The sequence below is a fragment of the Neorhizobium sp. PAMB6716 genome (genome assembly GCF_058242805.1).
Map to the genome: position 1 here is coordinate 945,019 of NZ_JBZAYW010000002.1, position 20,484 is coordinate 965,502.

21 protein-coding genes are annotated in these 20,484 nt (G+C 53.3%); 8 read left to right on the forward strand and 13 right to left on the reverse strand.

Annotated features, from left to right (window positions below; all coding sequences use genetic code 11):
• Positions 1 to 96: 96 nt before the first annotated feature.
• The 4 genes from AC4CWH_RS22920 to AC4CWH_RS22935 all read right to left on the reverse strand — a co-directional run bounded on the left by AC4CWH_RS22920 (position 97) and on the right by AC4CWH_RS22935 (position 3,781).
• A protein-coding gene (locus tag AC4CWH_RS22920) for an IS3 family transposase (RefSeq protein WP_491321446.1) occupies positions 97 to 1,184 on the reverse strand; the annotation gives its coding sequence in 2 pieces (ribosomal slippage) (positions 97 to 923 and positions 923 to 1,184; 1,089 coding nt in all).
• A gap of 64 nt (positions 1,185 to 1,248) precedes the next feature.
• A complete protein-coding gene (locus tag AC4CWH_RS22925) occupies positions 1,249 to 1,590 on the reverse strand; it encodes a hypothetical protein (protein ID WP_491321596.1) in 342 nt (113 codons plus the stop codon).
• 245 nt (positions 1,591 to 1,835) lie between these two features.
• On the reverse strand, positions 1,836 to 1,997 hold the full coding sequence (locus AC4CWH_RS22930; protein WP_491321597.1) for a hypothetical protein: 162 nt from the start codon (positions 1,995 to 1,997) through the stop codon (positions 1,836 to 1,838).
• A gap of 269 nt (positions 1,998 to 2,266) precedes the next feature.
• On the reverse strand, positions 2,267 to 3,781 hold the full coding sequence (locus AC4CWH_RS22935) for a hypothetical protein (RefSeq protein WP_491321598.1): 1,515 nt from the start codon (positions 3,779 to 3,781) through the stop codon (positions 2,267 to 2,269).
• A gap of 306 nt (positions 3,782 to 4,087) precedes the next feature.
• On the opposite strand from AC4CWH_RS22935, the gene AC4CWH_RS22940 reads away from it, so the two are divergent.
• The 3 genes from AC4CWH_RS22940 to AC4CWH_RS22950 are packed head-to-tail and all read left to right on the forward strand — an operon-like array spanning position 4,088 to position 9,057.
• Positions 4,088 to 6,328, forward strand: a complete 2,241-nt coding sequence (locus AC4CWH_RS22940; protein ID WP_491321599.1) for an ATP-dependent nuclease — start codon at positions 4,088 to 4,090, stop codon at positions 6,326 to 6,328.
• Positions 6,310 to 8,208, forward strand: coding sequence for a UvrD-helicase domain-containing protein (locus tag AC4CWH_RS22945; RefSeq protein WP_491321600.1), 1,899 nt, complete (start codon positions 6,310 to 6,312; stop codon positions 8,206 to 8,208). Before AC4CWH_RS22940 ends, AC4CWH_RS22945 begins: the two co-directional genes overlap by 19 nt.
• A 24-nt stretch (positions 8,209 to 8,232) precedes the next feature.
• Positions 8,233 to 9,057 (forward strand): hypothetical protein, encoded by an 825-nt coding sequence (locus AC4CWH_RS22950; RefSeq protein WP_491321601.1) that lies wholly within the window; start codon positions 8,233 to 8,235, stop codon positions 9,055 to 9,057.
• 65 nt (positions 9,058 to 9,122) lie between these two features.
• Here the strand turns inward: AC4CWH_RS22950 and AC4CWH_RS22955 are convergent, their stop codons facing one another.
• Both AC4CWH_RS22955 and AC4CWH_RS22960 read right to left on the reverse strand, forming a co-directional pair.
• Complete coding sequence (locus AC4CWH_RS22955) at positions 9,123 to 9,488, reverse strand: hypothetical protein (RefSeq protein WP_491321602.1); 366 nt, start codon at positions 9,486 to 9,488, stop codon at positions 9,123 to 9,125.
• A 33-nt stretch (positions 9,489 to 9,521) separates the two neighbouring features.
• Complete coding sequence (locus tag AC4CWH_RS22960; protein WP_491322320.1) at positions 9,522 to 10,175, reverse strand: thermonuclease family protein; 654 nt, start codon at positions 10,173 to 10,175, stop codon at positions 9,522 to 9,524.
• Between the two features lie 210 nt (positions 10,176 to 10,385).
• On the opposite strand from AC4CWH_RS22960, the gene AC4CWH_RS22965 reads away from it, so the two are divergent.
• The 3 genes from AC4CWH_RS22965 to AC4CWH_RS22975 all read left to right on the forward strand — a co-directional run bounded on the left by AC4CWH_RS22965 (position 10,386) and on the right by AC4CWH_RS22975 (position 14,050).
• Entirely contained in the window at positions 10,386 to 11,063 is a 678-nt protein-coding gene (locus AC4CWH_RS22965) for a vWA domain-containing protein (protein WP_491321603.1), read from the forward strand.
• Positions 11,060 to 11,830 (forward strand): PP2C family serine/threonine-protein phosphatase, encoded by a 771-nt coding sequence (locus tag AC4CWH_RS22970; RefSeq protein WP_491321604.1) that lies wholly within the window; start codon positions 11,060 to 11,062, stop codon positions 11,828 to 11,830. The genes AC4CWH_RS22965 and AC4CWH_RS22970 overlap by 4 nt, the downstream gene beginning before the upstream one ends.
• Before the next feature lie 162 nt (positions 11,831 to 11,992).
• Entirely contained in the window at positions 11,993 to 14,050 is a 2,058-nt protein-coding gene (locus AC4CWH_RS22975) for a topoisomerase DNA-binding C4 zinc finger domain-containing protein (protein ID WP_491321605.1), read from the forward strand.
• Positions 14,051 to 14,088: 38 nt separating this feature from the next.
• On the opposite strand, the gene AC4CWH_RS22980 is transcribed toward AC4CWH_RS22975, so the two are convergent.
• The 4 genes from AC4CWH_RS22980 to AC4CWH_RS22995 form a co-directional block, all read right to left on the reverse strand.
• Positions 14,089 to 14,748, reverse strand: coding sequence for a hypothetical protein (locus AC4CWH_RS22980; RefSeq protein ID WP_491321606.1), 660 nt, complete (start codon positions 14,746 to 14,748; stop codon positions 14,089 to 14,091).
• Complete coding sequence (locus tag AC4CWH_RS22985) at positions 14,745 to 15,452, reverse strand: MvdC/MvdD family ATP grasp protein (RefSeq protein ID WP_491321607.1); 708 nt, start codon at positions 15,450 to 15,452, stop codon at positions 14,745 to 14,747. Before AC4CWH_RS22985 ends, AC4CWH_RS22980 begins: the two co-directional genes overlap by 4 nt.
• A gap of 261 nt (positions 15,453 to 15,713) precedes the next feature.
• Complete coding sequence (locus AC4CWH_RS22990) at positions 15,714 to 16,082, reverse strand: hypothetical protein (RefSeq protein WP_491321608.1); 369 nt, start codon at positions 16,080 to 16,082, stop codon at positions 15,714 to 15,716.
• Between the two features lie 351 nt (positions 16,083 to 16,433).
• Positions 16,434 to 16,667 (reverse strand): DUF3892 domain-containing protein, encoded by a 234-nt coding sequence (locus tag AC4CWH_RS22995; RefSeq protein WP_491321609.1) that lies wholly within the window; start codon positions 16,665 to 16,667, stop codon positions 16,434 to 16,436.
• A 175-nt stretch (positions 16,668 to 16,842) separates the two neighbouring features.
• Between AC4CWH_RS22995 and AC4CWH_RS23000 the strand changes: the two genes are divergently transcribed.
• Positions 16,843 to 17,547, forward strand: a complete 705-nt coding sequence (locus AC4CWH_RS23000) for an SH3 domain-containing protein (RefSeq protein WP_491321610.1) — start codon at positions 16,843 to 16,845, stop codon at positions 17,545 to 17,547.
• A 60-nt stretch (positions 17,548 to 17,607) separates the two neighbouring features.
• On the opposite strand, the gene AC4CWH_RS23005 is transcribed toward AC4CWH_RS23000, so the two are convergent.
• Together AC4CWH_RS23005 and AC4CWH_RS23010 are read right to left on the reverse strand one after the other, a co-directional pair.
• Entirely contained in the window at positions 17,608 to 18,369 is a 762-nt protein-coding gene (locus AC4CWH_RS23005) for a hypothetical protein (RefSeq protein WP_491321611.1), read from the reverse strand.
• Positions 18,370 to 18,448: 79 nt separating this feature from the next.
• Complete coding sequence (locus AC4CWH_RS23010) at positions 18,449 to 18,748, reverse strand: hypothetical protein (protein ID WP_491321612.1); 300 nt, start codon at positions 18,746 to 18,748, stop codon at positions 18,449 to 18,451.
• A gap of 72 nt (positions 18,749 to 18,820) precedes the next feature.
• On the opposite strand from AC4CWH_RS23010, the gene AC4CWH_RS23015 reads away from it, so the two are divergent.
• A protein-coding gene (locus AC4CWH_RS23015; protein ID WP_491282487.1) for an IS3 family transposase occupies positions 18,821 to 19,971 on the forward strand; the annotation gives its coding sequence in 2 pieces (ribosomal slippage) (positions 18,821 to 19,088 and positions 19,088 to 19,971; 1,152 coding nt in all).
• Here the strand turns inward: AC4CWH_RS23015 and AC4CWH_RS23020 are convergent.
• Positions 19,936 to 20,400, reverse strand: coding sequence for a competence protein CoiA family protein (locus AC4CWH_RS23020; protein WP_491321613.1), 465 nt, complete (start codon positions 20,398 to 20,400; stop codon positions 19,936 to 19,938). The genes AC4CWH_RS23015 and AC4CWH_RS23020 overlap by 36 nt on opposite strands.
• Positions 20,401 to 20,484 lie beyond the last annotated feature (84 nt).

Here is a 20,484-nt window from a genome sequence, read left to right on the forward strand (position 1 = left end):
GTCGAAGGTGTGTTCGTGCTCGATACCATCAGACGTCGTGTAACGAATGGCTGGTGGGGTAATCCCCCCGTTTTTAACGGGTCCGATCAGTAGAATTTACGCTGCCATTTTCAGTTTCTGCCTCGGCGTGATGCCGCCGATAGCCATATTGGGTCGGTCATTGTTGTATGTCCAGAGCCAGCGTGTGGCGTGATCCTGCACCTCCTTGATGGTATCGAATATCAAGCATCCCAGCCATTCATGCCGAACCGTGCGGTTGTAGCGCTCGATGTAGGCGTTTTGCTGCGGCTTGCCCGGCTGGATATGGGCGATGGTGATGTTTCGCTTCTCGGCCCACGCCAAAAGCGTGCCGCTGATATATTCCGGGCCGTTATCGACACGAATTATATCCGGCTTGCCACGCCACTCGATGATCCGGTTGAGGGATCGAACGACCCGCTCGGCTGGCAACGAGAAATCGACCTCGATGCCAAGCCCCTCACGGTTGAAGTCATCGATGACATTCAAGGTCCGGAACGAGCGGCCGTCGGCAAGCTGATCGGCCATGAAATCCATCGACCAGGTCCGGTTCGGGTGTTCCGGCACGGCCAGCGGTTCGGGACACTCTCGAACCAAACGCTTCCTGGGCTTGATCCGAAGGTTCAATTCCAGTTCGCGATAGATGCGGTAAACCCGCTTGTGATTCCAGGTGAAGCCCTTGATGTTACGAAGATAAAGGAAACAAAGGCCGAAACCCCATGTCTTCCTGGCTGTCGTCAGACGCAGCAACCAGTCGGCAATGCCTTCGTTCTCGTTGTCGAGCTTGCGTCCATATCGATAGCATGTCTCGCTGATCGAGAACGTCCGGCACGCGAGGGCCACTTTGATATTATGCTTCTGGACCGCTTGCATGGCCATCTCCTTGCGTTGAGACGGCCTCAGCGCTTTTTTCCGAGAGCTTCCTTCAAAAGATCGTTCTGCATGCTCAGTTCCGCATACATCTTCTTCAGGCGCCGGTTCTCCTCTTCCATGCTCCTCATTTGGCTGACCATGGACGCATCCATGCCGCCTAACCGGGCCCGCCACTTGTAAAAACTCGCATCGCTCATGCCATGCTCCCGGCAAAGCTGTGCAACCGGAATGCCGTCCTCTGCCTGCTTCAGGATTGCCATGATTTGCGCGTCGCTGAATCGTGATATCTTCATCGGAATCTTCTCCAAAATCTTGTGAGAAAATTCTACTTTTAAGCCCGTTTAGTTTGCGGGGGGATTACCGTGGCTGATCTTCAATATCGACAACCGCAGAGTTCGTAAGCAGCATCAACGCGCACGTCATCTCGTACGTGCTGGCAAAACTCACAGCACGATTAGTCCTCGTATCGACGAGATAGCCACGGCTGTGTCCCTTTGTGCGGGCAGGGGGCAGCCTTGTCGCGGTCGATTTTACAGGCGGTGCCCAAAGTTCGACCTCCTCGATTACACCGTCGTCGTCAACCGTAGAGATTTGGATGAGCTTACCCGCAGGAATGAACTCTTGCTGGGCTTTATTGTTGTCATTACAAGGCGGCAGGTCGTCGACGTAGTTGTCGATGCCGTGTTCCACCTCGATCATGTAGCGGAGTACCCGTTGCGCTCTCACAGCACACTTCCTCTCTCGGCGTCTTGAAAAAAGCGCCGCTAACTCATTGCTTAAATTACGAACTGCCGGAAATCAGATGCAGTGACGTAGGAGGCAGTGAGCTATGGAGAGGAAGGCAGCTGTTACGAGGCGACGGCGCTTCGAAACAGGTGCTGGCCGGTCAAGAGGGACCGCATTGGAGGGCGAACAAAAGGAGGTGAGGGCAATGCTTACCATTTTCACGCGCGCGCCTCGACCATCGCGTTCTTATGGGCATCAAGCTCGCGATCCTGGCAAACCTGGAAGCGAAATTGAACGCCTTCTCCGTTGCCGGAGCGCAATTCGGTCCGAATGGCACGACGCACGAACACGTCGTGCAGCACATTTTTCGATGAGCGCATAGATACCTCCTGGGCGCACATGGGTGGCAGCCCATCCGGAGGTAGAGGACACAGTGTCCTTACTTCAGATGGAGCTGAGGAAGGTCTTTCCTAGATTGACGACGCGTATCATCGTGGGGCTCCGTGTTTGAAACTGGGGCGGAAAATAGTCACGGCAGGTACCGGGAGTCTAGCGGGATGCAATACGTTTCAGAGATATGGTTAACGTAACGTTAGACAGTCGGAGACGTCTGTTGAAATGAAGCTCTGCCCCCCTGCAAGCCGCAGGTTCAGGCGACGTTCTTCTCTCGATTTTCCTTCAAGCGCTCCATTATGTCTTGCACGATCAGAACCTCATATGCCGCGCCTGCTTCGTCCGCATGGCGGGTCAGTTCTAACTGAAGACGGTGCCTGTCCTCGTCAAGCGCCTTTTCGATCAGGTATGCGTCCCTAATTACGGGATGACCAAGTGTCAGGATTCGCATCGCCCCTTTCGACCTGTCCTTAGTAACTGGTCTCTCCGCCACCACGGCAATTGTTGTCTCCCGCAGGTCGGCGCAGGCGAGATACATCAGCGCATCACACTTGCCTGCCGCGATTGACTCGTCGCTAATTTCAATCCGCAGATTTACGTCGCTCAGCAGCACGGCGGCTTCGTGCAATTCGGGCAAGGCACAATTCAGGTCCCTCACACTGAACTGGAGCTTGGACAAATCCGTGTGAGCCCCCAGTTTTTCCAACGCAGCAACCACTTCAAGAAATGCGTTCGGTGCAGCTGCACCATTGCGCTGGAATTTACCGCCCCATGCGCGAACGCTGCGGCGGCGAATCTCGGCTTCAATCGTGGTGGTGTTCATCCATCGAAGCAATTTTGCATGAAGGGCAAAATGCGCGAGAGCGTGACAATCATTCTCTTCGTTTCTGAGAAGAATTTGGCCGCCGCCTTTTGAGGTGATCAGTTCGACCGGAGGCGACGAGAACCTCAAGCGACCATCGGATGGGGCACTCATCGGCGGTTTAAAGCCATAAACGGTAGCATTTAGAACCAGCGGCGGCTCGTTAGATGGTCCAGACAGCTTTATCTGGCATGTATCAATTGGCGTAGGCTCGATGAACAAGCGACCTTTTCCTCGAAATTCCTCAATTTTCTCGGGCAAACCAAAGCGAAGATCAGTATATAAGAAATGCTCAACGCTAAGTCCCTTGCCCAAGCCAAGAAAATTATCGTTGAAATCGCCCTCGCTGTTCGCTGTGACGATAAATTTACCAGTCCCGACGCAGTGTTCATAACCTTTAGTGTCGAATTGCTGCTTCTTGTTGTTTGTATAGGATTGCGCGGTATCTCCCAAGCGAGCTTGCATCCATTCGACGAGGTCGCCATCGATCTTATCCTCAGCACGAAAGTCCAATGACATTGTAGTCTTGTGAAGGGGGGTCCCTTCCAGTCGAGCTTTGCGGACTTCCCTCAGTCCGCGTGATAGCACGTCGTCAATCATTTCTCGGCCGTAGATAGTCTGGTCCGTCTTTACGAGGAACACGAACCACGCTTCTCGCGGGTCGCAAGCCTTCAAGACGTTGCTGAGCTTGATTTTGGCTCTGCATGAGTTGCCGGTGGTTGACTTGATTTGCGCAAAGGCCTGCCTGCGGGAGGGCGACCTTTCGGTCAATTCGCCTGTCGTGCGATCCGCAAACTCGATAAAGTAATCCCAGCCATTGATGTCTTCGTCGGGCTTAGTTGCAACAGCATCACCCCACGAGCATCGCGCGGAGAACAGTTTCTCTGCCCATCTTGGTACTCTCGCCATGCTGCGGCCCTGTAACCAGCTAAATACGCCAAATTTGTCAGCGATTGGCGTCCCTGATCATCTCGGCGGTTTCGTTTTATCCATCACACCAAGTTGGCGCGCAACCCAATTAGTACGGTATTTGCAGCCTCCCTTACGAGAGCCACTTTCTCGACCAGCTCTTCGTACTTAATCCTTATGGCTGAAGTTCATCCCGGATTTAACTGTGCTCTCAGTTATTTTGGCACATGGCCCTTTTCCCGTTTTACGCGAATCAGCCTAGTTTGATATGTCTGTGTTGCATTACGATAAATGCCGGGTAACCTCATGAAGCTGAAGAAGATTTGCATCAAAAATTTCCGATCACTAAAAAACCTCCAGGTAGACTTGGAGGAATACCTTTCGATCATCGTCGGCAAAAACAACTCTGGAAAAACGTCTCTATTGCTGGCGCTTGAGAGATTTCTAGCCACCAACGGGCTCCCACGCTTTGATTTCGATGATTTCAATACCGACTTCCAGCAGCATTTGATCGACCTTCTCGAAGAGAAGGTGCAGCCGGATGAGCCATATCCATTCTGTGGAATATCGCTGCGGTTGTTCATCCAATACGATGACCACGACGACCTAGCGAATGTCGGCAATGCGGTCATCATGGACCTCGATCCTGAGAACCGATGGATCATTCTAGATTTCCTATATCAGCTCTCACCTGAGAACCTTTCTTCCATAAAGCGCGCATTTCAGGAGCACAAAGATAAGAAGCTAAAGGATGGCAAGAAGGCAAAGGATGCGCGGAAATTTTTGAGGGAAGAGCAAGGAAAGTATTTCAAACCTGCCCGGCGCAGTGTTCGTTTCGATCATATCACTGGGACCGTGCAGGAGGACGATTACGTAGACCTGCTCAATGAGGCGGTTCGGATCGACGACATCATCTCGTTCAAGAGGATCAATGCGCGCAGATCGGTTTCGAATAAAGAATCAGATCGTAGCCTTTCGGCGATGTCGGCGAAAATCTACAATGCTATGGCGTCCGATGCTGGGGACGAAGAAGTGTTCGAAACCTTCAAGGAAGCCCTGAGTAATACTGACGATAAGCTGGACGGCATTTATGCCGACTTGTTCAAGGGGGTCATCTCCGACGTCCGAAGTTTCGGCGGCATTAAGGAAGGTGATACAGAGATCAAGATTAGGTCCACCCTGCAGCATCGTGATCTGCTGCAGGAGAATACGACGGTTATGTATGGTCAAGGCCTCGATCTCACCTTACCGGAAAACTATAACGGCCTCGGCTACCTTAACCTGATCTCGATTATCTTCGAGATCAAAATTATCCTCAACGAATTCAAACGCGGCCAGAAGCCTCGACCGGCTGACATCAATCTGCTCTTTATCGAAGAGCCCGAGGCCCATACGCATCCGCAGATGCAAGCCATCTTTATTGCGAATATCAAACGTCTCGTGGGGCGAGCAATCAGCAATGCCGATGGCATCTCGCGGCCGTTGCAGACGATTCTTTCGACGCATTCTTCTCACATCGTCGCCGAGTCTGATTTTAATGACATCAAATATTTCAAACGCGTTGACGGTTACACTCAGTCGCGCAGTCTCAAAGAGTTGGACGACCTCTACAAGTCGGCGGGGAAAGGAGGGCACTACGCCTTTCTGAAGCAATATTTGACCCTCAACAGGTCGCAGCTATTTTTCGCGGACAAAGCAATCCTTGTTGAGGGCGATACGGAACGCATCCTGCTTCCGGCTATGATGCGCAAAATCGATCAGGCCGACGCGGCTAAGGCGTATGAGGATGGTATACTCCCGCCTCTCGCCCTGCTTTCACAGAACATCTCAGTTATCGAGGTCGGTGCGCATTCTCAAATCTATGAAATCTTCCTTCAATTCATCGGCGTGAAAACGCTGATCATCACGGACATTGATTCGGCGAAAGAGGCGCTTGAGTTCGACGAACTCGGCGTCCCAGTGATGAACAAGCAGGGTGAGCAGAAAAAGATCGTTCGAGCGCACGAGATAGAAAATGCCACTCACACGACAAACGCCGCGCTCCGGTTCTTTCATGGCGTGGGGCCCGACATTTCATATTTCCTTGGCCTAAACTTTGAACAAAAGGCGGTTTGGAAGGACCCTGCAACAGGCAAGTGGGGCCCCAAGGTTGAAGGGCAGGTCCTCTGCGCCTATCAGATTTCGGAAAAGGACGGGGACGGAAATGAATACCACGCTCGCAGTTTTGAAGATGCGTTCTTTCACCTAAACCGAGTGTTTATCAGCAACTCGACTACGGAAGAGCCTGGCATTCAGAAAGCCGGTTTTCCTAGCCTGGTAGAAAAACACCTCAAAAAATATCTCGCCGGTGGGTCGTCTTTCGAGATGGCCGAAAATGGAATCACCAGGAAACCGTCGTTCGCTATCGAAATCCTTCTGAATAGTGCGACGTCCACATCGAACGTCGCGTCTCCCTTGGGTCCACCAAAGGAATTTTCCTTTGAATTTCACAATTGGAACATCCCTGGTTACATCGAGGAGGGCCTTCGATGGATCAAGGCGGGCTGAAGCTTGAACCGGAAGTGATCGAGGCCCTGGAACTTGTAGCCGCCGGGAAGAATTTCCTGCTCAGCGGTGGGGCCGGAAGTGGCAAGACGTACTCGCTTGTCCAGGTAATCGGAGAGCTGCTCCGCACCGATCCTAGCGCGTTCGTTGCGTGTATCACGTTTACGAACGCTGCTGTCCGCGAAGTGGAATCGCGTGTTTCCAACGAGCGCCTCACCGTCCGAACGATCCATGATTTTCTTTGGGACGTGGTCAGCCCGTTTCAGCGGGAACTCCGAAATGTCCTAGTGGGGTTGCTGAGCGGAAATGAACCTAAGTTGGAACCCGGAACAATCGTTGTGTCCGAGGAAATGTTCGCCGGAAAAAAAGTCCAGTACAAAGAATTCACGCGGCTGGGCGAGGGTATCGTTTCGCACGACGAGGTTATCATTATCGCCCATGCCATGTTTGAGACATACCCGAAAATTCGCGACATTCTTCGCAACCGTTATCGGTACATCCTCGTTGACGAGTATCAGGATACCGCGCCGGAGGTCGTCAAAATTCTTCTCGATTGGCTCCCGCTGAGTACGCGGCAAGGTGTTTGCGGGTTTTTCGGCGATGCGATGCAATCGATCTACGAAGAAGGTGTCGGATCGATCCAGCCTTATGTAGCCGCCGGGACCGTTGACGAAGTTAGGAAGCAGCAAAACCGTAGAAATCCGCGCTTAGTTTATGAACTCGCGAACAACTTGCGAACAGACGGTATCGTCCAAGGCGCATCGAAGGACCTCAATGCGCCCAACATGATTGAGGGTAAAGTCAAGGATGGGATCATCAGATTTTATCACTCAACGGGTCATGACAGTCGGCTGCAACAAGTCCGCGACCACCTAGGTTGGGACTTCTCAGATGTTTGGGAAACAAAAGAGCTGAACCTGACGCATAATTTGATCGCGCCGCAGGCAGGTTTTGCTGACTTGATGGAAATCTACGACAAGGATGGAGTCCTTTCCTTCAGAGATCGTATCGTCAAGTTCATTAAGACAAACGGTAACCTCAATGACTATCAATTCGAAACGTTCGGTGAGGTCGTCGCTTCCCTTCAGAAGGGGAAGACGGGTAGTGCACTACGCGCGGTCAGCCCGACGCCGGGGATGCAGGCATTCATCGACGCCAATCCAAAGCTGTTGGAATACGCGAACGAGATAGAATTCCATCACTTTCGGCGACTTTATGTCGATAAAGATCAACTGATCGATGACAAAAAACAGACAGAAGAGGAAATAGCTCGAAGGGGATCGAAGCGGTGCGATTTCGTGAAGCACGTCTTCAAGATTCAGGCTGTCGTCCACCTTTATGAACAGCGCCGGTTCAATGAATTTTTGCGCAAAACTGAATTTCGCGTGGCCAATGCTCAGGACAAGCTACGCATTCAAAAATGCGTCGAAGACATTGGCACAATGAAAGACAGTCCAATCCTGGATGTAATCGACTTGGCACACGACAACGGACTGTGCGTCAAAGACGACAAATTTGCCAACTTCCGCGCGGAAAAACGCTACCTTTTTGATCGGCTTACTGGTGTCCCGTTTTCATCTTTTCAGAAGCTTTATGAATACCTCGAAGGACGCACTACGTTTTCCACACAGCATAAAATTAAGGGACGGGAGTTTGAACGTGTCCTCGTCGTGCTGGATGCCGGTGGGTGGAATCACTACAATTTCACATACTTGTTCGAGGGCAGCGGTACGGAACGCGTGATAGAGCGGACCGGAAAGCTATTCTATGTCTGTTGCACTCGGGCGAAAGAAGTGCTGGCTGTCTATTTCCAGAATCCTACACCTGCTGTTTTGAAACAGGCTGAGGCGTGGTTTGGAAAAGGGAACGTTTTGGAAGTTTAGATGCGCCACTGGAAGTAGTTCATTATGAAGGTCGGATATACGGAGTTTTCCTACGGTTACGCGTTCACCGAAAATCTCATTCGGTCACACCCGACTGGGGCAACGGGCGCGCCGGTGTTCCCAAATCTGGCACAAGAGGCGCAGCTTGGATATGACGTCCAAATCCGATTGCCAGCAGTGCCACTTTTCTTTCAGTTTAAGCTGCCTGATCGAATGGAGAGGGGAACGGCGTTCGAGGTATCTACTGGCAACTGCCCAGGACTAACGACACCATTTTATCGGATTGGCTTAATGCGCAACGACCTTTCGGCGCAGCACGCCCACCTCATAGAGCTGGAGAGGAGCCATCCGAATTGCGTTTTCTACGCCGCTCCTTGCCTTGCGAACATTCACGAATTCAACAGGTCCTATGGTCTTGGCAGAGTTTTCCAAGACACCGCATTCTTCTCCCCTGGGGATATCGGGCCACTTCCCGATGATAAGCAGCATACAATCGCCTATCGTAGCGATCTGGGGCATGCGTTCTTCTGTTCCGATCCGCAGGAAATACGCCACACAACGTTCGACGACCTCCAACAAAAGATTGGCGCGCTCCTCCAGAAGAAGGAGTACGGAGATGCAAGAGCGACCTCTCGCACTATACGCGATCAGATTGTCGACTTGGCGTCTTCGACTTCCCAAAGACAGGCTGCTGGACTAGCCGATAGAATACGTGTTCGCGTCAGAGCCGCCATGCCTACGGCAGCGATCAACACTGAACAGGAAGAAACGCTTACGAATCTGCTCGTGGCGCGTGATATTGCACGCATCGATCTTGGAATCGAATTGCTAATCACTCAGCCAGGTTAACGACAGGCGGAAAGAGCGACTAACACCGATCTCGATAGCGACTGTCAAAGCACAACTTTTGACAGCTATCGTGGTGGGCTGCTGACGCAATCGCCATGGTAGGTCATCGTATCAGAACCCTGCCCACTGACCGATACGTTGGCTGGCATCCGCAGCGAGAACACAAACTCCTGACCTTGGAACGTCGCCGTCATCAAGCTTGATCCTACACTCAATGGAACCGGTTCTTGTTGCCCGATCTGCACGGTGTTGTCATTACCACCCATGCCAGACCGGAAAATCAGCAACATCAATGGCAAGTGTTCAAACTTGCAGGCAACTGGGGTCAAGTTGTCCGATGCGGAAGCTCCGCTTGCGCCGTACGCTAGAAATGACGATGCGCCAACAAACGACATCAACAAGCCATGGATTGCGCAGTGTGCCGGTTTCATTTCAATGCCCCCTCTGACAACTGCATTTGCGGGTTAGTTCTTTAGCCCGGCAACGCTTCGTCCCCAATACGGCGCTCGCCATCCTGCCGTAACGGCCTCTGCTTCGTCACAGAACCATCGTTCGCCCTCCGCAACGCTGACCTTCGTTTTTGCGTACCACGGCGACCAAGGCGCGTGATAGATTTTGCCGTTCTTTGAGATGTTGCCCTTGATGGGACATCCATTGGGCGCAGATTGCTGCGCGACAGCCCATTTCTCTGATCGATATTCCCAGGCGGGCTGCGTCGGTGCCTGCCAGATTGCCGTTTTCAGTTGCCGAGCCTGATCCTCGGCATCAACGTAATCCTCAGAATACTTGCGGAATGCCCAGGCTAATCCGGCTACCACCATTTTTTGATTGATATCTTTTCCATCAGACAAGCAGACGGCTATCGTCCGACCATAGTCATCAGAGCCTCTGTCGTCGCAATGCACCTGCCGACCCTCAACAATTTCTTCCAAGGTGGCAATCGCTGCCTGCCCACAGGGCCAGTTTCCACCGCGAGCTTTTTTACATTTTTGACCGGCTTCAGGTGCATCGATGCCGTGCAAACGAAACCGCACTCCTGCAACGTCTATGGTGTCTCCGTCCAGCACGTACAGCTCATCCTGAGCCGACGCTGCCGAGCAACTCAAGGAGAGCGCCATCAAGACTGGGAGCCTCCATCGGGCACGGGCTTCTCGTTTCTTCATTCTAGTCCTGCTAGGTAAATGCATAGCGATATTCTGAGTCTTTGGACAACATACGCTCAGAGCACTTAGGCGCAATCTCAACCTAACTGTGTATTTCATCGCATCCAATTGATCGGCAATTCGTTTTGGGGTTGTATGGCGGCAATTGTGGATGGGGAGCCTTGCATGTCCGAGTTCGATCAACAGCCTTTCGCCGATGCCGATCTGAAATCCAACCCTCAACCGCGCTGTCCATGCGTCCTGATCCTGGATGTTTCAGGTTCGATGGGCGGCAGACCAATTGACGAACTGAACGAAGGCCTACGGGCTCTGCAGGAAGAGATTCAGAGCGATAGTCTCGCGGCAAACCGGGTCGAATTCGCAATGGTGACGTTCGGGCCCGTGAACGTGGAAATGGACTTCATCGGTGCAGAGAACTTTTATCCGCCGACACTTACCTCTCAAGGCAACACTCCAATGGGAGAAGCCATTGAAACTGGTCTAGCCATGCTCCGTGAACGCAAGGATCGTTACCGGGAGAACGGGATCAATTTTTATCGACCCTGGGTTTTCCTGATTACCGATGGTGCGCCTACTGATAGCTGGCATCGCGCTGCTGAAGAGGTCAGGAAGGGCGAAGACAGCAAGGCCTTCATGTTTTATGCCATTGGCGTCGAGGGCGCTAACATGGACACCCTGGCCAAAATCTCGGTTCGCCAGCCGCTTAAACTGAAGGGCCTCCAATTCAAAGAGTTCTTCCAGTGGCTCTCGAACTCTCTTGGATCGGTTTCTCGGTCCAATCCGGGCGAGCAAGTGCCCCTTACCAATCCCACGGCTCCGGATGGATGGGCCTTTGCCGGATGACAAGATGGACATTCGGTGCCGCATCCGTTCGGGGCATCTCCCATGTCAAAAGCGGGACGCGCCTTCAGGATGCGAAGCGCTGCTTTGAAGTCGTCAAAGCGGACGGAGCGTCTATCTTCTGTGCCGTTGTTTCCGATGGCGCAGGTTCCGCGTCCCATGGTGGAGAAGGTGCTTCGGTTGTCTGTCGCACGGTGGCGGAAGCTCTTCGTTCCCATTTCGCCAATGGCTCAACGGACATGCCGTCCGAGGATCATGTGTGGGATTGGGTAGACCAGGTTCGCGACCGGATCATTCATGCAGCGTCCTTGCGATCTCTCACCCCTCGTGATTTCGCCGCAACGATGGTTCTTGGCATCACGGACGGCACCCGGACAGTGACCGCTCATGTCGGTGATGGTGCTATTGTTGCTCGAAGCGCCGTTGACCAAGGCTGGCTGCTTCTGAGCGAATCCGAAAATGGCGAGTACGCATCAACTACGTATTTCGTGACCGATTCCGCCACTCCGAGACTCAGGTTCGCAGAGCATGATGTTTCGATAGACGCCATATTCCTGTTCTCTGACGGGATCGAGAACCAGGTCTTGGACAGCTTAACGAACGAGCCCTACGAGAACTTTTTCAACCCTATGGTACGACCATTCGTATCAAGCACATCTCTCGGCCGCGACCATTTCCTGTCTGGCCGACTTTCGGCTTATCTCGATAGCGAGAAGTTTGCCGAGCACACCGATGACGACAAAACGTTGGTGATAGCGGTCAGAAGATGAGCCTCGACAAACTCTTTGCTGGAACTGACGAACTGCATGTCGGGAAGCGCATTGGCAAAGGCGGCGAAGGCGAGGTCTATGCGCTGACCAAACCTGCCGGGCTATGCGGTAAAGGCCTATCTGCCCACGGTCGTTGCATCGCGGGAGGCGAAAATCAGGGCCATGGTGGATGCTAACCTGCATTCATCCATTAATACGGTTGCATTCCCCACTAAGGTCGTGGCTGACCGCAAGGGAAGCTTTGTTGGCTTCCTGATGCGGCTCGTTGCAGAGCACAAAGAAATCCACGAACTGCAGACGCCTTCCTCACGGTTGAGGCATTTTCCAACTGCGGACTACAGGTTTCTGGTGCGGACTGCCATCAACGTGGCGCGTGTCTTTGGGCAGGTTCATGCTGCGGGTTGCGTCATTGGCGATATCAATCAACGTAGTATCTTGGTTTCGCAACAAGCTACTGTCGCGCTCATCGATACCGACTCATTCCAGGTTATTCAGAAAGGCAAGCAGTACCTTTGCGTCGTTGGCGTTCCAGAATACACGCCGCCAGAGCTGCAAGGCCAATCTTTGAAGAACGTGGTCCGTACACCCGATCACGATGCCTTCGGCTTGGCGGTCGCCATCTTCCAAATTCTCTGCATGGATCGACATCCATTCTCGGGCCGCTTCAAGGGAGCCGGAGATATGGGGATCGAACAGGCCATCAAGGAATTTCGCTTCGCATACTCGAAGCGGGACACGAAGATGCAACCGCCTCCATCGACCGTTCAGATGGCGGACCTTTCCCCAAAGGTCAGACAGAACTTCGAGTTGGCGTTCTCACCTCAAGGCGTCGGGTCCAGGCCAACTCCCAGCCAATGGATTTCCGCACTCGAAGAGCTGGAGCAATCCCTACGGCCGTGTCCGAACAACAAGGCTCACCACTATCCAAGGGTTGCCCCTGAATGTCCCTGGTGCCGAATGGAGCAGGCATTCGGCGTGCCGATGTTCATCAGCCACGACGCCAACGCTCACCACGTAAAAGGCTCTATCAGTGAAGGCGTTGGTTTTAGCTTTAACATCGTAGCCATCGAGGCCATCCTAAACTCGCTGACAATTCCACCCCAGATCAAAGTTGCGATCCCTGCGCCGAAAATAATGTACAAGGCGTCTGTGGCCGCAGTAGACGCTGCATCGAAAAAATCTTCGGATGGAATGCTGAGGAAACTCGGCGCAGCCGGTATGGGGGTGCTCGCGGTCTTTCTGTTCGCTAGCGGCATCCCGCCAATCGTACCTCTTATTGCGGGAGGTATCGGCCTTTACCTGGCGCTTCGATCTGACAGCACAGAAAGCCTCTACCTTCAGAAATTCAATGGGACTGCGGAAAAACTAAGGGCTCGTGTTCAACACCTGCAATCGAACTCACCTGCTGAAACCGTACAGGCAACCCGCGCTGCCATCCTTGAGAAGATTGAGGAATACAAGGCGCTCGTATCCGATTTCAAGAATATCGAAACCGATTACAATGCCTCCAGGCGGCAACAGCAGCTAGATGCCCACCTAAGTGCGCACGGCATCCGAGGTGCAAGGATACCAAAGCTAACGTCCGGTGACGTCGCGTCCTTGGCTTCCTACGGATTTACGACCGCATACGACGCATCAAGACGTGACGTTCAGGATGCTCATGGCATTGGCCCGGTTAAGTCCGCCAACATCATGGCCTGGGTCAACCAGGTCGAACGAAAGTTCCTGTTCCGGGCCGACTACACGGCTGCCGATAGAGCCGCGTTGCAAACCAAACGGGACAATATCATCTCCCGGCAACAAGGATGTGCTGACAAGCTTTCGAAGCTTGTCGATCAATTGAAGCAGCAACACAAGCAGCTCAATGATTGGATCGCTGGCAATGATGCCCAGCTTCAGCAGTTTGTCGAGGAACTGGCCCAGGCCGAAGCTGATCTACGTCATTTCAAGATTGCGGTTCCAGCTTTGCAGCCGATATCTCCGTATCAACCTACCCAGCCGTCGGCACGGAGACCGACCGCCTATTCGTCGACTGCCGGTACCACGCGAACAAGCTTCGGAGGCAACTACAATACAAGCCGAACCGGCTCAAGCATACCCAGTTGCCCGGTATGTGGTTCTGGCATGCGCTTGCGGACAGCAAGGCGCGGAAAACGGGCGGGTCGGCAGTTTTGGGGATGCAGCCGTTATCCGACCTGCCAGGGTACCCGGAACATTTGAAGTCAAAATCAAAAGTAATTTGTTACACCGTACGGCTGTCAGCCGCACACAGTGGCACGGACCATCGGCACAGCTGCATCGACGAGGTTTGTTATGGGCTGCCTTAAAACTGCGACCAAGAGGAGGATGGCGAATGCGATGAATGTCCTCAGCAAGAATGCATGGGCCATTTTGATGAAGGCGACTTTCGCATTCACTCCGTCGCGATTCATCCGCGTCGTAACCAGCATATCGCGTATCAGCGCGCTGTTGGCGTCGGGCTCGCCCCAGAGGTGAACAATGTCTGTCGCATCGATACGGTTATGGGTTGAGACAGCCAAGGTGCGGAAGGCCCATATTCCACTTCTCACGAGGTATACGACGCCCGCAACGAAGAGCCCTAAAAGCACAGTCTGCCAACCAGCGCTCATGTCGGGAAATTCGTCTCCGTAGAGGTCTTTTGGCAACGAAACCAGGACGGGGAAGATTGCAGCAATCACCGCGAGGTAAATGGACGCCTTGCTTTCAGATGATCTCTTCCGTTCGGTTTCTTGTTCGTGTAGCGCCCGGGCGCATTCAAGCGCTATCTCGGTGTGCGTATCCCACTTCGCGTCTTTGATAAGTTGCAGGTCATGCGTCTGCTTGCTGGCTTGGTCTTCAAGCTGCAAGGTTGTTGGCCTCGAAAGCCTTGGCCAAAAGAACTCGAAGACACCGATCATACCGCTGCAATCCTCTCCAGCTCATCTACGATTGCTGCCGCAATAGGGAGTCCAGTGCGATTTTCAATCCAGGCCCACTGTCCATTCGGATTGCATTCAAGAAACCAAAACTGACCATCCTCACCAAGCACGAGGTCTATGGCACCGAAGCGCAGCTTCTGCTGCCGGACAAGTTCTGTGCAGGCCAACTGGATGTCGCCGGGAAGGGTTATTACTTCGTGCCTGATTTTCGGATTTGAGCCGCGTCGCCAATCCAAAGACGCCTCGTCATACTCCTGCGAATGGATTGCCACGGAGAAGACTTGTTCGCCGACGACGGTTACCCTGATGTCGATTTTTTTGGGTATGAGCCTCTGGAAAATCACTGGGGCATACTGAAGAGCTTCACGATCCTCCTCTGCAATTGCCTCGATCCGACTCGTGAACATGACATGCTCGGACCCTTCGATCTCGACGACAGCTTGCCGATGAGGTTTTCCGACAATCGGTCCTTGGGCCAACAATGTGCGAGCGGCATCCAGGTCGTTCGTAATGACCGTATCCGGTACATTAAACCCGAGCCTTTTCGCCAGATATATTTGCGACGGCTTATCTTCGGCGATGAGGATGTCGCGGGGATGGCTGAGCCATCTGCTTCCGACCAACAAATAGAGCGATTTCAGCAGAGCTGACCATTCTGTCGACGCGTACGCTCTCTGCCCCATGTCATGGTCCAATTTATTCAAATCTGGGAGTTCGGGCCTGCGAAAGTAACCGGCTCTTACCTGATCAACCTGGACCCGTCTCTCTCGCGAGGATACTACCAGCGACATGGTGGATGGATCGAGCGCAAATGACATATTGGCGATTGCGTTAGTGTTAAGCCGGAAATGATCCCGGCCTCGTCGTTTCAACTCTCGAACAACGAAGTCAGTTGTCAGGTCCCTTTCATTGGTGAGGATCAATATCATCGACAGTCAGTGCCGTCATAGAAAGCCATGAACGCGCGGTGAGGTATCATCGCTTTCCATCTGCGCATCAGTCTTTGTCGTGATTTCAAGCAGGTGCATTGCGGAATGCTGAACCTGATCGTCTCCTTCGACGTTGGTTGCAGTTTTCGTCTGTATTTCAAGGAACGGCGCAGGCGTGTCGTCGCTTTCCTGCTCGACTTTCGTCTTCGTCGTGATTTCGATCAAATCGGACTTGGTCTCGATCAGAGGGACAATTCCCAGAGGGCTTGTAACCACCCACATTCCCAGGTCATCAGAATATTGCCCAGGGATTGGTTCGCCTGCAGTTCTCGGGGAAGCGAACCGCGTCAGAAACGCACGGTGACCGAGTGTCTCATTATGCACGATGGAACTCCAGGACGATTTCGTTAGACGTCATTCAACTAGAATGACACCGAAATACAATGGGAAGCGTTTCTATATGAGTGTTCGTCAACAGGCGAATTCGACAAAATCCCGAGAAAGAAATGCCGCACAATCCCCATACTGGATGTCTGCCGGTATTGATCAGGGCCAATTGAGATACGCTAGGCCAACTATGGCAACAAAGGCGGAAAGGAAGAAGACCACCCATTTAGTAGTTGTCCAAGGCTTTGGCGCATAGTCATTGTCTGGACCTGGATGTTTATCCCATCCGCCAACCATGAAAACCGCCCCCCATCCCGACAAACCAGACGCGCCGGTTGAATCTCGACGTTAATCGTCACCGGCCATGTCGTCCAAGTTATTGGTCTTCTTTCCGTCCGGGTTAGTTCGCAAATGCGGCTTCGCATTGCTGCGGCGAACGGAATGCGCATTGGAAACTTCGCCGCGATCCGCCAATTCCATTGCCTTCTTCAGCGGTGTGAAATTCTTGTTTCCATCGAGCTTTACGTGCGTGATGTCGCCTTCACGATCCGCACGGGCATCGACTACCTTTCTTGGTGCCATCTCGCATCTCCGGCCGCCTGATTGACCCCTAGCAATCCGAAGTTCTCGGATTGCTGACGTAGCCACTTCTCCCGTTACGTTATGTGCTTCTGCACTAACGAGAAATATCCCGCCGCTACACCTTAAGCTTGTCGGAAATCGTCTTCTGCGTCAAAGTATTTTCGAGGGCTGAGACATGCGGAAGCGGTATTTGATCATAGGGGCGTTTGTTTTGTTTGCCTTGGGCCGAATTCTGGGTGACGACCCGGGCGGAAGCGAGGGCCGCGTGGCAAATTTACCGCCCATCGCTGACCAGCGAAAACAGCCCCAGACGGTCAGCACCGAAACTTCAAAATTGGCTCCTACGACGACAGCGTCCGAAGCCAACCCTGCAGATGGACAGAAAATCGAGAAACTGGAGCCAGCTCAAAACTATCCGCCACGATTTGTTGCGGCTAACCGTGTCGCGTTTCGCTCGGGACCTTCCACCGGGGACGCGATCATTGATCGATTCGACAATGGACGACAGGTTTTACTGATCAAAGAGTCCGGCGAATGGTCCCACATCAAGGACCAACTTACCCAACGGGACGGTTGGATAGCCTCTCGGTTTCTCGCTAACAGACCAACGCCGGGTGATGAAAAGCCCTCGAAAAAGGAAGCGAAGGAAACGGCGCGAGAGAAGCCTGTACCCTCTGTGCCCGATTCCACCATCATCCAGCGCATCATCGCTGAATCTCTTGCGAACTATCCCGGCTCGTGCGCCTGCCCGTATAATACAGACCGTGGCGGTAGACGGTGTGGAAAAAGAAGCGCTTATTCCAAGCCGGGTGGATACGCACCAATCTGCTATCCGCAGGACGTGACCAAGGCAATGATCGATGCGTTTCGCCGACAATAGAAACCACCTGGACGACTAGTCTTTGATAGATGGAGGGCGTCGTCTGCAAAGCAAGCGAACTTAATGTGCGTGTTGTCCGCCATCGGCCGTGGGCACGATCAACCTAACAAACCGGTCGAACAGAGGCGTTTTTCGGATCAAGCGCTCTTCGAGCCGGATGTGGGGCTTCTGCTTGAGGTGCCCATCATCGACGAGCCCAAGCCAATTCATCGGTCGCACAATCTCGTGCACCGCGAACAGGCAGGCTTCGAAGCGACCGCTGATGCTTCCGCTTGAAGGAAACAGGTCTACTGGGACGATCAGTTCCGAAAAGTCCGCGACAGTGGTCCAGTCGCTGAGCTGATCACCAATGACGCGCATGAAATGTTCGAGGTTCCAAAACAGCGCGTTCGCCTGAGGATCGTCGCCTATTGGAGAGCGCAGCATATATTCTGTCAGGATCACCTGAAGATCGCCATAGCGCCCGATCATAGCGGTCCCCGCCTTGGTCAGCTTTGCTTTCCCCTTGTAATGTCGGATCAGCCTAGTGTTCAGCAGAATTTCGTGGATCAGGAAGAGGGGTGGAAAATCCGGCTCGTTCAGAACTTTGTTTACAGCGTAAAGCTCTATCGGTTCATACCCGGGCCACTGAAACGCTTCAGCAGCCCACTCCACGCACTTCCGATAAAAGTTGCCGAGTTTGGTGATTTGAATGCCTTCATGCTGCTCCGCATACCGCAAGACCTTCATGGCGTTGATGCACATCGCGGATGCTTGCAGTTCCTCCTCGGTCAGCGAAGCTTCGAAAAACAGCATCGCAGAATTCGATGAAGCCTTCAGCAAAGCGGTCTCCATTGAGGTTGGCTGTTGGAGTGTGCAAACATGAGAGGAATCGCGTCGAGGCGAGACGCGGGCATTTCGCTCATTCCGAAATCTCGCTGGCAGCGTAAACGGCCCATTCGGGCTCGTACTGTTGTTCGATCATCTTCTTCCAATCTCCGCTAATGATGACTGGGAAGGAACTCACAACTTCGTCGCTGTACCAAACCCCGAATTCAAAGTGCTGCCCGATCAGGCTGTCGCAGCGATAGCAGCCATTGCTCAAATATTCCTGCTGGAGTGTCTTGCTGTGCCGCTTCTTTAGCTTCCCAAGTCGCGGGTCTGCGGGCAAGTGTTCGATTATAGAGCTAAGTATGTCCGATGCGTCGTCAAGATCGCTCACTCTCCATGAGTACGTCTGCTGGACTTGCCTCGGAAAAGTGGAGAGGTTTTCTTGAGTTGAAAGGAAACCGGAATGCCGAAGCAGAAGAATTTTACGAAGGAATTTGAGACCGAAGCGGTGCGGCTGGCGCAGACGAGTGGGCGGACTCAGCGTGAGATCGCACAGGACCTGGGCGTCGGCCTATCGACGCTGGTGCGCTGGATCGGCCGTAGCCGTGATCGGGCGATGGATGCGCCGGCGGTATCCGCTGCCACCGAGGACATGGCGGCCGAGTTGAAACGGTTGCGCAGGGAGAACGAAATCCTTCGGCAGGAACGTGAGATACTGAAGCGTGCCGCGACTTTTTTCGCCAAGGAGGGAAGTCGATGAAGTTCCGTTTCATCGACGAGGCGAAAGATGAATTCCCCGCACACCGCCTCTGCAAAGTTTTGGGCGTCAGCCAGAGTGGCTATTTCGCTTGGAAAGACCGGCCAGCAAGTCGTCGGCAGCGCGAGGACATGGTGATGCTCGCGCATCTGCGCTCGGCCTATGCGCTGTCTCACGAGACCTATGGCAGCCCACGCATGACGCGGGAATTGCAGGACAGTGGCTTTGCCATTGGTCGGAGGCGCACAGCACGGCTGATGCGAGACAATGGCCTGCATGCCCGGCAGAAGCGTCGGTTCAAGCGCACGACCGACAGCCAGCATGCTTTCCCGATTGCACCCAACATCATCGATCAGGACTTCGCCGCAATCGGCCCCAATCAGAAATGGGGTGTTGATATTTCCTACGTATGGACCCGCGAGGGTTGGCTATATCTTTCCGTCGTCATCGACCTGTTCTCTCGCCGCGTCGTCGGCTGGGCTGTGGGTGACCGGCTGCACCGCGAACTGGCACTCAATGCTCTTCGCAAGGCCATTGTCATGCGGCGTCCAAAGCCTGGCCTGGTCCATCATTCCGATCGTGGCAGTCAATATTGTTCTATCGACTATCAGGCGCTCCTGCGCAGCAAAGGCATTTTGATCTCAATGTCGGGAAAGGGAAATTGCTATGATAACGCCATGGTCGAAACGTTCTTCAAGACGTTGAAATCAGAGCTGATCTGGAGGACGATCTATCAAACCCGAAACCAGGCCGAAAATGCCATTGCCCGCTATATCGATGGCTTCTACAATCCCACCCGTCGGCACTCGGCGCTTAACTACCTAAGCCCCGCACAGTTCGAGAGACTGGCCGCTTGATCTGAAAATGCCTCTCCACTTTTCCGAGGCAAGTCCATGCGAACCAAACATGACGTCGATGCCAGTTACGATTTTGGTCGTTGCCCCACACTCACGCCTCCAGCAGTCTATCTCACCTGCTCGTATCCGGACAACCGCCCTGCCATTGGTAGGCAGGCCAAACCGGAACCGGCCATCAAAAGCCGCATCGAGAAAGACATGCAAGGGCATTTTGTTTTCAGAGAGACTCGTGGAGTAACCATCAGCCTGGGCAGTCACCTGGATAGCGGGAAGCGCTTCAGCGACCGGAAAGCCTTTGTGCCGGAACAACCAAAGACAACGCACTCCCGACTTTCTATAGCGCTCTTGTCTTCGCGAGGTTTCTTCGGGCGTCTGCGGTGACCATTGGATTTCGATTGCGACCGCTGCATTGTTTTTTCGCGCCAGCACATCGGCAATCCATTCTTCTCCGTCAGGAGTGCTCCCCCTGACTTCTGTTCCAACTGTCCATCCGTACGGTAATCCCCCCGCAAA